Origin of the sequence: Alkalibacterium sp. f15 (genome assembly GCF_049389645.1) — a bacterium.
Lineage (GTDB): Bacteria > Bacillota > Bacilli > Lactobacillales > Carnobacteriaceae_A > Alkalibacterium.
Genome location: NZ_CP186540.1, coordinates 1,134,916 through 1,150,100 on the forward strand (window position 1 = coordinate 1,134,916; position 15,185 = coordinate 1,150,100).

A 15,185-nucleotide genomic window follows, 5' to 3' on the forward strand; every position below is an offset into this window, starting at 1 on the left:
TTATTTACTTAAATGAAATGACAAATTTACTCATCACTTGTAAGTATATTGGATCGATTTAAAACATGCAGCAGGCTTTTTTTAATTTCATGATAATCCATCGTACTTACCGGCTGTCTTGCAATCACAATAAAATCTAAGTCAGGTTTTATCTTGTCTTCCTGATCAAATTCAATGAAGCAGTGCCTTATTTTTCTTTTAATAGCATTTCTCATCACCGCATTGCCCAATTTTTTACCAACAGATATCCCTACACGAAAATGTGCTTGTCCTTCTTTAGGTAGGTGATAAACAACAAATTGACGGTTAGCCATAGATTGACCCTGATGAAAGACTTTTTGAAAATCTGCTTCTGATTTTACGCGATAAGCTTTTTTCATGTACGTCCCATCTTTCTACATTAACTAAGTAATTCCTAATTTTAAATAAAAAAAAGGCAACGTGCCCTCACCAGTTATTCCAGCAAGAAGCTCTCGTCGCCTGACATCATTAAGCAGAAATATGTTTTCTTCCTTTACGACGTCTGTTTCTTAATATATTACGTCCGTTTTTCGTACTCATACGTTTTCTGAATCCATGTACTCTTTGACGTTTACGTTTTTTTGGTTGATGAGTTAATCCTTGTGCCATCGGCGAACACCTCCTGAATCTTTCCTTTGTCCTCTGTACTTAATTATAAGCAATAACAGACTATTACTTTACACTATATAGACAGACTATGTTAGTTTAGAAAACATTTCATAATTTGTCAAGCTTATTTTACCATCAATTGATTTAAATATCACCTTATTTTTCAAAACACGCCTAAAAGTTATACCAATAAGATATCCACATGTTAATATAAGCCAATCCTCTTCTTTTTTTTATCCACCCCCTTATCCAGATATTATACACAGTTCCACAGGGTGTTAATGAAAACCGTACACAGGCACTTTTAGACTGTGTATAACTAATAAAAAACCTTTTATAGCAAGGTTAAAACTTATATAGTTATCCACAAAATCTGTTAAAAATTACGTATGAAATTAATTTACACACATCTTGTTCAGGCCTGTGGATATCTTTGTTTACACCCTGTGAACTATTTATCAACAATTTAAATCAACTGTGGAAAACTTATTCAAGACGTGCTAAAATAATAAAAGTAACTTTACGGCGAGGAGGAAAAAAATGGACGATATACATACTATATGGACATATCTTCAGGATAAATTTAAAGAAACACTATCAAAAGTTAGTTATGACACTTGGATTCAAAGCGCCAACCTCGTCAGAATCTCTGATAATTCGATCACGATTGAAGTCCCTTCCACGCTGCATAAAGAATATTGGAAAAATAATCTCTCTACTAAAGTCGTTGAATACCTGTACGAATTTTTAGGCCGAGAAGTTTCTCCCTTATTTGTGACCGCAGATGAACAGGCTACTTATGAAGAACAGGATACGAATGAAACGGTTGACCAATTTACATCTCAATATAAATCCAGTACTTTAAACAGTAAATACACGTTTGATACTTTTGTTATCGGTAAAGGAAACCAAATGGCCCACGCTGCCGCCTTAGTCGTATCTGAAGAACCGGGAACGATCTACAACCCGCTCTTCTTTTATGGTGGTGTGGGTTTAGGCAAAACTCACTTGATGCATGCCATTGGGCAACAGTTTTTACAAATCAATCCCAATGCCAGAATAAAATATGTCTCCAGCGAAAATTTTGCTAATGATTTTATTAATTCGATACAAAATCGTACACAGGAACAATTCAGACAAAATTACCGCAACGTAGACTTGTTATTAGTTGATGATATTCAATTTTTTGCAGACAAAGAAGGAACGCAAGAGGAATTTTTCCATACGTTCAATGCACTGTATGATGATCGAAAACAAATCGTTTTAACAAGTGACCGCTTACCGAATGAGATTCCTAAACTGCAGGAACGCCTTGTTTCGCGTTTTGCCTGGGGATTATCAGTAGACATCACCCCTCCGGATCTGGAAACCCGTATTGCTATTTTACGTAAAAAAGCCAATGCAGAAGGGTTAGAAATACCTAATGACACATTAAGTTATATTGCCGGTCAAATAGACTCCAATATTAGAGAGCTTGAAGGAGCTTTAGTTCGAGTTCAAGCATATTCTGCTATCCAACGCAATGATATCACGACAAGTTTAGCAGCTGATGCTCTGAAAAGTATGCTGAAAAATGATACAAAACAAAATGTATCGATTGCTTCCATACAGCAAAAGGTAAGTAAATATTATCAAATTTCATTAGCTGATTTAAAAGGGAAAAAAAGAGTCAGACAAATTGTTATGCCAAGACAAATAGCGATGTATTTATCAAGAGAATTAACAAGTATGTCCTTACCTAAGATTGGTAAAGAATTTGGAGGAAAAGATCACACGACGGTCATTCATGCTCATGAGAAAATTAAAAAGATTTTAAATGAAGAACAAAATGGCGAATTAAGAGATCAAATCAAGGAAATCAAGAAAAGTTTATAAAACAAGGTTGTGGATAAACTCCGGATTTAACCACAACCTTATGCACACCTTATACACAGGTGGAAAACCTTTATGTTTAAATGATTATTACGTTTTCCACAGTATCCACAGGACCTACTACTATTACTAAGTATTTATATTAATATATAATATGAATTAGGTTACTAATTTTTCAATGGAGGAAGACTATGAAATTCACTGTCAATCGATCAACTTTTTTAAAGAAATTAAAAGATGTTCAGTTAGCTGTTTCATCACGTGCAACAATTCCAATATTAACAGGGATCAAAATAATTGCTGATTCTGAAGGAATTAAAATGACCGGAAGTAACTCAGATATTTCTATAGAAACACTCATAAGTGTTTCCGATGAAAAAGCAGGCTTGACTATAGAAGAAACGGGACAGATCGTCTTGCAGCCTGCACGTTTCTTTAGTGATATTGTCAATAAATTACCAGATGAGACCTTCACTGTAGAAGTTAAAGATGGTGTACAAACATCCATCACATCCGCTTCTTCTGCGTTTGTCATCAATGGGTTAGATGCGGCAAACTACCCACATTTACCAGAAATAGATACAACAAAAGCTTTCACCTTACCCGTGAACTTGCTTAAAAAGATTATCAAACAGACGGTTATTGCAGTATCCACTCACGAAAGTCGTCCTATTTTAACTGGGATCCACTTTACAATTAGTGATGGTAAACTTAAAGCAGTAGCTACAGATAGTCACCGTTTAAGTCAACGCGTCATTCCTATTGAAGGAACGGAAGAACTTTCTCATGATTTAGTTATTCCAGGAAAGAGTTTACAAGAATTGACTCGCTTACTGGATGATAGTCTGGATGAGATCGAAGTCGCTGTCGCAGAAAATCAAATTTTATTTAAGACAGAAGATACTTATTTCTATTCTCGTTTACTCGAAGGTAATTATCCTGATACCAATCGCCTGATACCAGAAAATTCATCTACACAATTAAGATTAGACGCAAACGTTTTACTGGGTGCCGTTGAACGTGCCAGTTTATTGTCACATGAAGGCAAAAACAATGTGGTTAAATTAACAGTAAATAATGATAGCGTTGAAATTACGGGTAACTCTCCTGAAGTTGGCCGCGTGAATGAACAAGTGGCTTATAAAGATCTGAATGGTGAAGAAATGGAAATTTCTTTTAATCCTGATTATTTAAAAGCTGCCTTGACCACATTTGGACCTGTTGAAATTACGATGAAACTGATTTCCACACTCCGTCCGTTTGTATTGGTACCAAGTGAAGACAATGGTGAATTTATTCAGCTGATTACACCGATCAGAACCTCTTCGTGAATATTAATTATTGAAAAAAGGCCCATTTTGGGTCTTTTTTTATTTGTTCTATTCAAAAAAAAGTAAAATCCGCTTTTTTCATCCCTAAACGCTCAATCTATTCAAAAATTCCACTCTGAGCTCATTTCGCTATTAATAGCACTTTTTATCTATAACTATACAAAATCGATTAGAATGCCGAATTCCCCATATAAAGTTGTTTTAAATGGTCATTTGAGGTATAATATGAAGATAAATGAGGTGAACATGGAGAGTTTCCATGTCTTTACTTTTTAAGGAGCCGATAACTGTGTCTGAAATAATTCAAATCGATGATTCAATGATCACATTAGGACAATTTTTAAAACATGCAAACATCATTTCAAGTGGTGGCATGGCAAAACCTTTTTTACTGGACACCGCCATATGGGTCAACGGTGAACCTGAAAACCGTCGAGGAAAGAAATTACGCCATGGAGATACCATTAAAATCAAAGATTTTGGGACATACACGATTGAATCAAGCCATGATGGAGAATAGGAATGTTTTTAAAAGAACTTTCTTTAAAAGGATATAGAAACTATGAAACAGCAGACGTAGCATTCTCCAAAAAAATCAATGTTTTTTTAGGAGAAAATGCGCAGGGTAAAACAAATATAATGGAAAGTATCTACGTTTTAGCTATGGCAAGAAGTCACCGGACAGCCAACGATAAAGAGCTCATTGGCTGGGATCAGGATTTCGCTAAAGTGACAGGTAAGGTGGAAACGGATAAAACGACGTATCCACTTGAAATTGTGTTGTCAAAAAAAGGGAAAAAGGCTAAGTTGAATCATTTAGAACAAAAGAAATTGAGCGCCTATATAGGGCATTTAAACATTATTTTGTTTGCCCCAGAAGATTTAGCGCTTGTTAAAGGCTCACCCTCAGTCAGACGAAAATTTTTGGATATGGAAATGGGACAGATGAGTGCCATTTATCTCTATCATCTCGTAGAATATCAGAAAATACTTAAACAGCGGAATGCTTATCTAAAGCAGAATCGGAAAAACGGTAAGCTGGACAAAACATACGTAGCGATACTTAACGAACAATTAGCGGCAGAAGGTGCTGAGGTACTGACTGGACGCTTTTCTTTTGTTAAACGATTGGAAAAATGGGCACGACCCATTCATTCAGAAATTTCACAGGGTAAGGAAGAGCTAACACTTGAGTATGCATCTTCCGTCACTTTATCATCGGAAAAAAAGAAAGAACAAGTGATAACCGATTTACTTGAGCAGTATAAACAGAATGAACGCAGAGAATATGAACAAGGGACAACGCTTTCTGGTCCGCATCGCGATGATGTCCGTTTTTATGTGAACGGCAAAAATGTTCAAACGTATGGTTCACAAGGTCAACAGCGGACAACGGCTCTGAGTGTGAAACTGGCAGAGATCGAACTGATGAAAGAGATGACGGGGGAGTACCCCGTTTTATTATTGGATGATGTTTTGAGCGAACTGGACGATGATCGCCAGACACATTTACTGAAATCTATTCAGGATAAAGTGCAGACATTCTTAACAACGACAAGTTTAGATGGAGTAAAAAAAGAATTGCTCCATGATCCGCGAATTTTTACCGTTCATAATGGACAGATTGAAATGGAGAGTGAATAAAATGGCAGAAGAAAAAATAACGCCAAAAGAGGTACAAGAATATAATGCTAGTCAGATTCAAGTTTTAGAGGGATTAGAAGCCGTTAGAAAACGTCCCGGGATGTATATTGGAACAACAGGTCCTGAAGGTTTGCATCACCTCGTCTGGGAGATAGTCGATAATTCGATCGATGAAGCAATGGCTGGTCATGCAAAAAATATTGACATCGTAATCAAACCCGACAATGTTGTAGAAGTCAGCGATGACGGACGTGGCATACCAATCGATATTCAAGCGAAAACAGGACGTCCGGCATTAGAAACCGTCTTTACGATTTTGCATGCAGGTGGTAAATTCGGTGGTGGCGGATACAAAGTTTCCGGTGGCCTTCATGGTGTAGGGTCCTCTGTTGTTAATGCACTCTCAGAATTTCTTGAAGTGGATGTTCATAAGAACGGCAGAATTCATAACATGCGTTTTGAGCGCGGAGATGTAATCAATGAATTGAATGAGATCGGAGACACAGATAAATCCGGGACGGTTGTCCGTTTTAAAGCAGATGCAGACATTTTCAAGGAAACACAGGAATATGATTTCAATAAATTGTCGAAACGTGTCCGTGAATTAGCTTTCTTAAATCGTGGGCTAGCTATTTCCATTGAAGACCAGCGCCCCGAAGAGCCTGTCCGTTTAGAGTATCAATACGATGGCGGGATCAAAAGTTATGTGGGATACCTCAATCAAAGCAAAACTGTTTTATACGATGAGCCCATCTTTTTAGAAGGTGAGCAAGAGGGTATAGTCGTAGAAGTTGCCTTGCAGCATACAGACGGCTATCACACGAATATTATGAGTTTTGCCAATAATATCCATACCTATGAAGGTGGTATGCATGAGTTTGGTTTCAAGACGGCACTCACACGTATCATCAATGATTATGCCAAAAAAAATAAATATCTAAAAGAAAATGAAGAAAACCTGAGTGGTGAAGATGCTAGAGAAGGATTAACGATTGTTTTAAGCATCAAACATCCTGATCCTCAATTCGAAGGACAAACTAAAACAAAATTAGGCAATTCAGAAGTAAGAACGATCACGGATCGTCTCTTTAGTGAGCATTTCAATCGTTTCCTGGTTGAGAATCCTAAAATAGGAAAGAAAATAATGGAAAAAGCCTTACTCGCTGCTAAAGCACGCTTGGCTGCTAAACGTGCGCGCGAAGTGACCCGTAAGAAAAATGGACTGGAAATCAGTAATTTACCCGGGAAATTAGCTGACTGTTCATCAAAAGATCCTGCAAAATCAGAAATCTTTATCGTTGAGGGAGATTCCGCGGGCGGTTCTGCCAAACAAGGACGTTCTCGTTTGTTCCAAGCTATTTTACCTATTCGAGGTAAGATCTTGAACGTTGAAAAAGCGACCATTGATCGTATTTTGGCTAACGAAGAAATTCGTTCGCTCTTTACTGCGATGGGCACCGGTTTTGGAGAAGAATTTCAAATCAATAAAGCGCGTTATCATAAACTGATCATCATGACCGATGCCGATGTCGATGGCGCACATATCCGGACGTTACTCTTAACACTGTTTTACCGTTACATGCGACCAGTGGTAGAAGCAGGCTACGTTTATGTAGCGATGCCACCACTGTATCAAGTTAAACAAGGCAAAAAAGAGGTCTACTTGGATACTGAGAAAGAATTGGAGAGTTACCTTAAAACTATTCCTGCGTCTCCTAAGCCCTCTATACAGCGTTATAAAGGGTTAGGTGAAATGGATGCTGAACAACTGTGGGAAACAACGATGAATCCTGAAAATAGACGTTTACTGCAGGTTACAGTTGAAGATGCGATAGAAGCCGATATGGTGTTTGATATGCTGATGGGTGAAAGAGTGGAACCTAGACGTATTTTCATTGAAGAAAATGCCCAATATGTAACAAATATCGACGTTTAATTATAAAATAGAGTGCTATTTAAAAATATATAGTAAATATAGTTGTGAATTTGTTTAAGGAGGAAAAAGTACTTGACTGAAGAAAGAGAAGCACGCATGGAAACAATAAACTTATCCAGTGAGATGAAAAAATCATTTTTGGACTACGCAATGAGTGTTATTGTGGCTCGTGCTTTACCTGATGTACGGGATGGTTTAAAACCTGTACACCGTCGTATACTGTATGGAATGAACGAACTGGGAATGACACCAGATAAAGCCTTTAAAAAATCAGCGCGTATCGTCGGGGACGTCATGGGTAAATATCACCCCCATGGTGACTCTGCCATTTATGAATCGATGGTTCGTATGTCTCAAGATTTCAGTTTCCGTAATCCTCTGATTGATGGACACGGTAACTTTGGTTCCATCGATGGAGATAGCGCTGCGGCTATGCGTTATACCGAAGCTCGTATGAGTAAAATGGCTTTGGAAATGTTGCGTGATATCAATAAGGACACAACCGATTATCATGATAACTATGATGGGTCAGAACGTGAACCGAATGTCTTACCTGCCCGTTTCCCTAATTTACTGGTCAACGGTGCATCCGGTATAGCTGTTGGTATGGCAACAAATATCCCACCACATAACTTGAGAGAAGTCATTAAAGCCTGCCGTATTGTGATGGAAAACGAAGACGCAACCGTGGCAGACTTGATGGAAGTCTTACCTGGACCAGATTTCCCGACTGGAGCAATGATTTTAGGTAAATCAGGCATTAGAAAAGCGTATGAAACAGGTAGAGGTTCGATCAAAGTTCGGGCTAAAACGAGAATTGAAATTCAACCCAATGGCAAAGAACGTATCATCGTCGATGAAATTCCTTACTTAGTCAATAAAGCAAAACTGGTTGAACGTATAGCAGATTTAGCTCGAGACAAACGTATTGAAGGCATCACTGATTTAAATGATGAATCAGACAGAGACGGTATGCGTGTTGTTATTGATGTCAGACGTGATGTTTCTGCCAGTATTGTTTTAAATAACCTTTATAAATTGACACCATTGCAAACATCTTTCGGCTTCAATATGCTGGCAATCGTGAATGGCGTTCCTAAAACTTTAGGACTCAAAGAAATCCTCGTTGAATATTTGAAACATCAACGGATAGTTATCCGAAGAAGAACAGAATTTGACAAACGTAAAGCAGAATCACGCGCACATATTCTTGAAGGATTACGTATTGCTTTAGATCATATCGATGAAATCATAACCATAATCAGAGGATCAAAAACGGGTGATGTGGCAAAAAATGCCTTGATGGAACGTTTCGGTTTAAGTGATCGTCAGTCTCAGGCTATCTTGGATATGCGTATGGTTCGTTTAACGGGCCTGGAAAGAGAAAAAATCGAAGGAGAATATCAGGACCTTCTACAGCTCATCAGTGACCTGACGGACATTTTAGCTAATCCTCAGCGTGTGCATGAAATCATCGCAACTGAATTAGAAGAAATTGCTGATAAACATGGTGATGATCGTCGGACAGAATTACTTGTCGGTGAATCTCTCAGTATTGAAGATGAAGACCTTATCGAAGAAGAAGAAATTGCGGTCACCTTATCACACAACGGCTATATGAAGCGCATGGCTATTTCTGAGTTTAAAGCTCAGCACCGTGGCGGTCGTGGCGTTAAGGGTATGACAACGAACACAGATGACTTTGTAGAGACTCTGATTACCTGCTCCACTCACGATCTGCTCTTATTCTTTACCAACACGGGTAAAGTGTATAAAGCAAAAGGGTATGAAATTCCAGAATACGGAAGAACTGCAAAAGGAATTCCTGCTATTAACTTCTTGGGTATCAACAATGATGAAAACATCCAAGCCATCATCAGTACTAGAGGAGAAACTAAAGAAACGGATCACTTATTCTTTACAACTCTAATGGGTACAGTGAAACGTACAGCCTTTTCTGAATTTGAAAACATCAGAACCAGCGGACTCAAAGCGATCGTTCTTAAAGAAGAAGATGAATTGATTAGTGTGGCTGTAACACATGGATCAGATCACATTGTAATCGGGACACGTCAGGGCTACGCAGTAAGTTTCCATGAAGAAGATGTAAGAAGCATGGGACGTGCTGCTGCAGGAGTTAGAGGCGTACGCTTGAGAGAAGATGATAAGGTCGTTGGAATGGATATTTTAAATCCTGACTCTGAAGTTTTAGTTATAACTGAAAAAGGCTATGGTAAACGTACCGCTGCTTCTGAATATGCAATCAGAGGACGTGGAGGTAAAGGGGTTAAAACCGTTAATATTACCGATAAAAACGGACCACTTGTTGGGCTCAAAACCGTTCATGGTGAAGAAGATATCATGATGATCACAACGAATGGCGTTATTATTCGTTTCCATGCAAAAAACATCTCTCAAACAGGGCGTGCAACTCAGGGTGTACGTTTAATGAGACTTGAAGAAGATGTCTTTGTATCAACATTAGAAAAAGTTGAACCAGTAGAAGAAGAGATAAATGAATTAGAAGAAAACGCAAGTGAAGAAAACAGCGAAGCAGTAACTGCAGATCAAGAAAATGAAGAAGAAACAGAATAATCTAAAAAGAAAATAAATAGCAAAAACCCCCGTATCATCAGCACCCAAATGCTGATGATACGGGGGTTTTGTAATGTTATTAGTTATTGAAAGCTCTTTTTCTTAATCCTCGTATGGTTTTAATAGATAAATGATCATTTAATAAAACATGCTCTGGATCTAGTGTCTCTTTTTGTTTCAAGCCGGAATACCAGAACAATGATAGAAGACCAATAGTCAAGATCAATCCTAAAGCTAATGAAATAACGTAAGACAATCCGAAACCGATCTGCTCATTCAACAAGTAGACTATAACGGCATAAAGCATCAATGAAGCGGGAATAAGCGTGACTAAATAATTTTTTCCTTTTAAGAATAGGTAACGTGTTGAAACGAGTAAGGCTATAGCCGCAGTAGCTTGGTTAGCCCAGTTAAAGTAACGCCATAAAATGTTGAAATCCATAAATGATAAACCAATAGAAATTATAAAAAGCGGAATACTAATAAGTAATCGCTTATTAATTTTTTTCTGACTGATATTCAAATAATCTGCAATAATCATGCGTAAACTTCTGAATGCTGTATCTCCTGAAGTAATAGGTAAGACAATAACCCCAAGAATAGCAAGCGTTCCGCCAAAGGCACCCAAGTAATGGCGAGCTATTTGTTCTACCGCTAATGAGGCGGTACCATCAGCAATAACACCACTCAATGATGGAGCGTCATAGAAACTCATAGCAGCAGCAGCCCAGATCATGGCAATAATACCTTCAGTAGTCATCATGCCATAAAAGACAAAACGAGCATCTGATTCGCTATTAAGTGTTCGTGATATAATGGGCGTTTGAGTAGCATGGAAACCTGACATTGCACCACAAGATATCGTAAAGAAAATACCCGGGAATAAGCTTACACCTGAAGGATGAAGATTTCGGAAACTGGAAAGAGTAAGATTAGGGATGGGTTCTCCTCTGGATACAAGTGATATAAATATAGCAAGTGTACTTACAATCAATAAGGCACCAAAATAGGGATATATTTTACCAATTAATTTATCAATAGGTAGTAAGGTTGATAAGATATAATATACAAATATAAGTGCTATTAAAACCCCTGTCCCTAGCCATTCCGGGGTCAGATTAGCTAAGAGGTTAGCTGGAGATGTTACAAATACCGTACCAACCAACAAAAGCAAAAGTGCAGCGAAAGCATTTACAATATGTTTCATAAATTTGCCCAAATAGCGACCGGCTAATTCTGGAAGATGAGCCCCTTCATTCCTCAGGGATATCATACCAAGCATATAGTCATGGACTGCTCCTGCGAATATGTTGCCAAATATAATCCATACAAACGCAACAGGACCGTATAAAGCACCCATAATTGGACCAAATATAGGTCCGGTACCTGCAATATTTAATAATTGAATAAGTGCATTCTTACGTGTTCCCATAACAACAAAATCATTTCCATCTGCTAGTTCAAAAGCAGGCGTTGCTCGACGATGTTCGATTCCAAAAATTTTCTCGATATACTTTCCGTAAAAGAAGTACCCAAGAATTAAAAATAGAATCCCACCAAAAAATGTGATCATTAAATCCCTCCTGTATTATCTATTGTGATGATTTGATCATATCATTTTTATATAGATTATACTTAAGGTAGTTGTGAATAAAATACTACAAAAGTATATAAAGATATATCAATTTTTAAAATAGATCGTTATTTTAATTATTAGCTTTGTGTTTTTTCTTTGTCCCTATCATCCGTATTAAAAGAAACCTTGTATTAATAGTAGTGGTGTGCTATAGTGTTTCGGTGAGTACTCTAAATAGAATACTCTCCTTGCTCTTTCAAATGAAGGGGCCAAAGTCCATAAGGAGGTGACAGTCAACGATGAGTCAGACAGCTAAATATGAAATTTTATATATCATCCGTCCTGATCTTGATGAAGACGGTAAAAAAGCTTTAGTAGAACGCTTTGAAACTATCTTAAAAGATAACGGTGCTGAAGTAACTGAGTCAAAAGACTGGGCGAAACGCCGTTTTGCTTATGAAATTAAAGGATACCGCGATGGAACATATCGCTTAGTAACCTTACAATCTTCAGATGCAGCAGCTATCAATGAATTTGAACGCCTAGCACGTATCAATGACGACATTTTACGTCATATGATCGTTCGTCTAGAAAACTAATGTTTCACGTGAAACATTTTTATTGATTGCCTTTTAAGAAAGGAGCCACTTTGATTGATTAACAATGTCGTACTAGTTGGACGATTAACTAGAGATGCTGAACTTCGTTATACGGGTAGCGGGATAGCCGTTGCTTCATTTACAGTAGCTGTAGAACGTCCATATACCAATGCACAGGGTGAGAGAGAAACTGATTTTATCAATTGTGTTGCTTGGAGAAAAACAGCTGAAATAATCTCTAACTTTACCCGTAAGGGATCGTTAGTAGGAGTAACTGGCCGTATGCAAACACGAAACTACACAAATAACGAAGGTAGAAAAGTTTATATTACAGAAGTAGTCTGCGAAAACTTCCAAATGCTCGAACCTAAATCAGTCACTGAAAAACGTGCACAAAATGACGGTTCAAGTTCTAATTCTGGAGTTTCTAATAATTACTCGAATAATTCAAATGATTCGCAAAATAACAATCAAGCTCCAAAGAATAATACTAAAAGCAATCACGCAAATTTCGATGAAGATCCATTTGAATCTAATAATGATTCTATCGACATTTCTGATGACGATTTACCATTTTGATTCAAGAATAGAAGGAGGATTATAACATGGCTGGACGTAGAGGCGGCAAAAAGCGCCGTAAAGTTGATTTCTTTGCAGCAAATCATATTGAATATATTGATTACAAAGATGTCGATTTATTGAAACGTTTCATTTCAGACAGAGGTAAAATTTTACCACGTCGTGTTACTGGAACATATGCTAAAAACCAACGTAAATTAACGAAAACAATTAAACGTGCTCGTATCATGGGCTTATTACCTTTCGTTACTGAAGAATAATAATTTAGAGAAGCTGTGACAGTAAACTGTTGCAGCTTCTTTTGCTATAAATGTTTCACGTGAAACATTTATAATGTGACATCAAGTATAGAATAGACCTTGAAAACGTGTTAAAATATCAAGGGATAGTTATAACGATGATGTTAAGAGGAGAAAATATGAATAATAAGTCAGAGGAAGAAAATCTTCCTAGGTTACTGGACCATCCCTATTTAAAGCGAATGCTTTTATTTGCGGTAGCTGTTCAGCTCTTTATGACAGTGTTGAGTTTCTTTGCTTTCATTTGGCTGGGTTCTTTAATGTTAATATTGTTTTTTATTACCCTCATTATAATATGGCGATTTAGTAATAAATATAATGAAGAATTAAATAACTATATACTTAATTTGTCTTACCGAATCAAACGTGGGCAGCAAGAAGCTTTAATCAAAATGCCGATGGGTATAATTTTACTCAATGAAAAAAACCAGATCGAATGGATCAATCCCTATATGCAATTACAATTGCCGAGCGATCAGCAGTTACTGGGTGAACCTATTAGAGAAGTGAATCGAGATATATCGGATTACTTTGATAATGAAAAAAGAGAAGATTTCAATTTGATTGAATGGAACGACAAAGTTTATAAAGTTTCCCTTCAAAAAGATGTTAATGCTCTCTATCTATTGGACATAACCGAATACGCGAAGGTCACTGAAGAGTATGAGAAAATACGTCCTGTTGTAGGTTGGTTGTTCCTGGATAATTATGATGAAATTACTCAGGGTCTAGACGATAGAGGAGTATCAGGGTTTGATAGTCTGCTTACTACCTATTTTTCTAACTGGGGTAAGCAACATGGTATTTTTTATAAACGGATATCTGATGACCGCTATTTCCTGCTTTTAAATAGAGAAGAGTTAGAACGGTTAGAGAGTGAAAAATTTAATATTATAGATAATATAAGAGACCGAACGTCTAAACGGAATCTACCATTGACCATAAGTCTTGGACTGGCCTATGGAGATGAACCTTTTGATAAATTAGCTGAATTAGCTCAAAATAATTTAGATCTGGCATTAGGTCGTGGTGGAGATCAAGCTATTGTCAAACCAGTTGATGAAGAACCACGCTATTATGGTGGTAAAACAAATCCTATGGAAAAACGGACACGGGTACGTTCTCGAATGATCAGTCAAGCCATGCAGAAATTAATGAATGACAGTGACACTATTTTTGTTATGGGACATAAAAATCCAGATATGGATTCTGTAGGATCTTCACTCGGCATAGCGCGTATTGCTATGATGCTTAAAAAGACTGTGTATGTGGTCATTGATGAAGATGAGGTAAACAAAGATGTTGACAAACTTCTTCAAGAAATTAAAAAGCATAAACAAGTGAACAACAATCTCATTTCGTCAGCAGAGGCTGAACGAATGATTAAAAGTGATGACTTGGTTGTATTGGTCGATCATCATAAACCAGTCCTTTCAATCGCGCCAAATCTATTGAAGAAAACAAAACGAAACATGGTGATCGATCATCATAGACGTGGTGAGGAATTTACAGAGAATCCATTGCTGGTGTATTTCGAACCTTATGCGTCGTCCACTGCGGAACTGATTACTGAACTATTTGAATATATCTCAACAGATGGAGAACCAATCAACCGTATTGAAGCGACTGCCATGTTAGGTGGGATCGTCGTGGATACTAATAACTTCAGCTTGAGAACTGGCTCACGTACATTTGATGCAGCAAGTTATCTGCAATCGGTCGGAGCCAATCCTACGATGATACAAAGACTATTAAAAGAAGACCCAGAGAGCTATCTCAGACGTAGTCGATTAATTGAAACATTAAACTACGTTATCGAAGGTATAGCTGTTGCAAACGGGGCAGAAGACGAAATCTATCCGTCAGTTACTGCTGCTCAAACAGCAGATACGATGCTTAGCATGTCGGGAGTAGAGGCTGCTTTTGTTATAACAAGACGTTCTGAAGAAACGGTTGGCATAAGTGCCAGAAGTCTTGGTAAAATCAATGTTCAAGCTATTATGGAAAAAATGGGAGGCGGCGGACACTTATCCAATGCTGCAACACAAATAGATGGACAAAGCATTTCTGAAATAATAGAAGAATTAAAAGAAGTTATACATTCTCAATTAGACTAATTATAGA

The 15,185-nt window shown here is 37.5% G+C and carries 13 protein-coding genes; 10 read left to right on the forward strand and 3 right to left on the reverse strand.

What is annotated here, in order from left to right; translation table 11 throughout:
- Nucleotides 1-26: 26 nt before the first annotated feature.
- Nucleotides 27-380, reverse strand: a complete 354-nt coding sequence (gene rnpA, locus ACO1PF_RS05560) for a ribonuclease P protein component (protein ID WP_423190334.1) — start codon at nucleotides 378-380, stop codon at nucleotides 27-29.
- 109 nt (nucleotides 381-489) lie between these two features.
- Complete coding sequence (rpmH, locus tag ACO1PF_RS05565; protein WP_423190335.1) at nucleotides 490-630, reverse strand: 50S ribosomal protein L34; 141 nt, start codon at nucleotides 628-630, stop codon at nucleotides 490-492.
- Between the two features lie 540 nt (nucleotides 631-1,170).
- Between rpmH and dnaA the strand changes: the two genes are divergently transcribed.
- From dnaA to gyrA, 6 genes are all read left to right on the forward strand, one after another.
- Nucleotides 1,171-2,505: a chromosomal replication initiator protein DnaA gene (dnaA, locus tag ACO1PF_RS05570; RefSeq protein WP_423190336.1), complete on the forward strand. Its 1,335-nt coding sequence runs from the start codon at nucleotides 1,171-1,173 to the stop codon at nucleotides 2,503-2,505.
- Between the two features lie 188 nt (nucleotides 2,506-2,693).
- Nucleotides 2,694-3,833, forward strand: coding sequence for a DNA polymerase III subunit beta (gene dnaN / locus ACO1PF_RS05575; protein ID WP_423190337.1), 1,140 nt, complete (start codon nucleotides 2,694-2,696; stop codon nucleotides 3,831-3,833).
- A gap of 259 nt (nucleotides 3,834-4,092) precedes the next feature.
- Nucleotides 4,093-4,353, forward strand: coding sequence for a S4 domain-containing protein YaaA (yaaA, locus tag ACO1PF_RS05580; RefSeq protein ID WP_423190338.1), 261 nt, complete (start codon nucleotides 4,093-4,095; stop codon nucleotides 4,351-4,353).
- Nucleotides 4,354-4,355: 2 nt separating this feature from the next.
- Entirely contained in the window at nucleotides 4,356-5,477 is a 1,122-nt protein-coding gene (recF, locus tag ACO1PF_RS05585; protein WP_423190339.1) for a DNA replication/repair protein RecF, read from the forward strand.
- Between the two features lies 1 nt (nucleotide 5,478).
- Nucleotides 5,479-7,413: a DNA topoisomerase (ATP-hydrolyzing) subunit B gene (gene gyrB, locus ACO1PF_RS05590; protein ID WP_423190340.1), complete on the forward strand. Its 1,935-nt coding sequence runs from the start codon at nucleotides 5,479-5,481 to the stop codon at nucleotides 7,411-7,413.
- 96 nt (nucleotides 7,414-7,509) lie between these two features.
- Nucleotides 7,510-10,008 (forward strand): DNA gyrase subunit A, encoded by a 2,499-nt coding sequence (gyrA, locus tag ACO1PF_RS05595; protein ID WP_423190509.1) that lies wholly within the window; start codon nucleotides 7,510-7,512, stop codon nucleotides 10,006-10,008.
- 79 nt (nucleotides 10,009-10,087) lie between these two features.
- Here the strand turns inward: gyrA and ACO1PF_RS05600 are convergent, their stop codons facing one another.
- Nucleotides 10,088-11,581: a carbon starvation protein A gene (locus tag ACO1PF_RS05600; protein ID WP_423190341.1), complete on the reverse strand. Its 1,494-nt coding sequence runs from the start codon at nucleotides 11,579-11,581 to the stop codon at nucleotides 10,088-10,090.
- Nucleotides 11,582-11,883: 302 nt separating this feature from the next.
- On the opposite strand from ACO1PF_RS05600, the gene rpsF reads away from it, so the two are divergent.
- The 4 genes from rpsF (at nucleotide 11,884) to ACO1PF_RS05620 (ending at nucleotide 15,178) form a co-directional block, all read left to right on the forward strand.
- Nucleotides 11,884-12,183, forward strand: a complete 300-nt coding sequence (rpsF, locus tag ACO1PF_RS05605; RefSeq protein WP_423190342.1) for a 30S ribosomal protein S6 — start codon at nucleotides 11,884-11,886, stop codon at nucleotides 12,181-12,183.
- 54 nt (nucleotides 12,184-12,237) lie between these two features.
- A complete protein-coding gene (ssb, locus tag ACO1PF_RS05610; protein ID WP_423190343.1) occupies nucleotides 12,238-12,762 on the forward strand; it encodes a single-stranded DNA-binding protein in 525 nt (174 codons plus the stop codon).
- A gap of 26 nt (nucleotides 12,763-12,788) precedes the next feature.
- Entirely contained in the window at nucleotides 12,789-13,022 is a 234-nt protein-coding gene (rpsR, locus tag ACO1PF_RS05615; protein WP_071847339.1) for a 30S ribosomal protein S18, read from the forward strand.
- Nucleotides 13,023-13,180: 158 nt separating this feature from the next.
- On the forward strand, nucleotides 13,181-15,178 hold the full coding sequence (locus tag ACO1PF_RS05620; RefSeq protein WP_423190344.1) for a DHH family phosphoesterase: 1,998 nt from the start codon (nucleotides 13,181-13,183) through the stop codon (nucleotides 15,176-15,178).
- The last annotated feature ends 7 nt before the right edge of the window (nucleotides 15,179-15,185 follow it).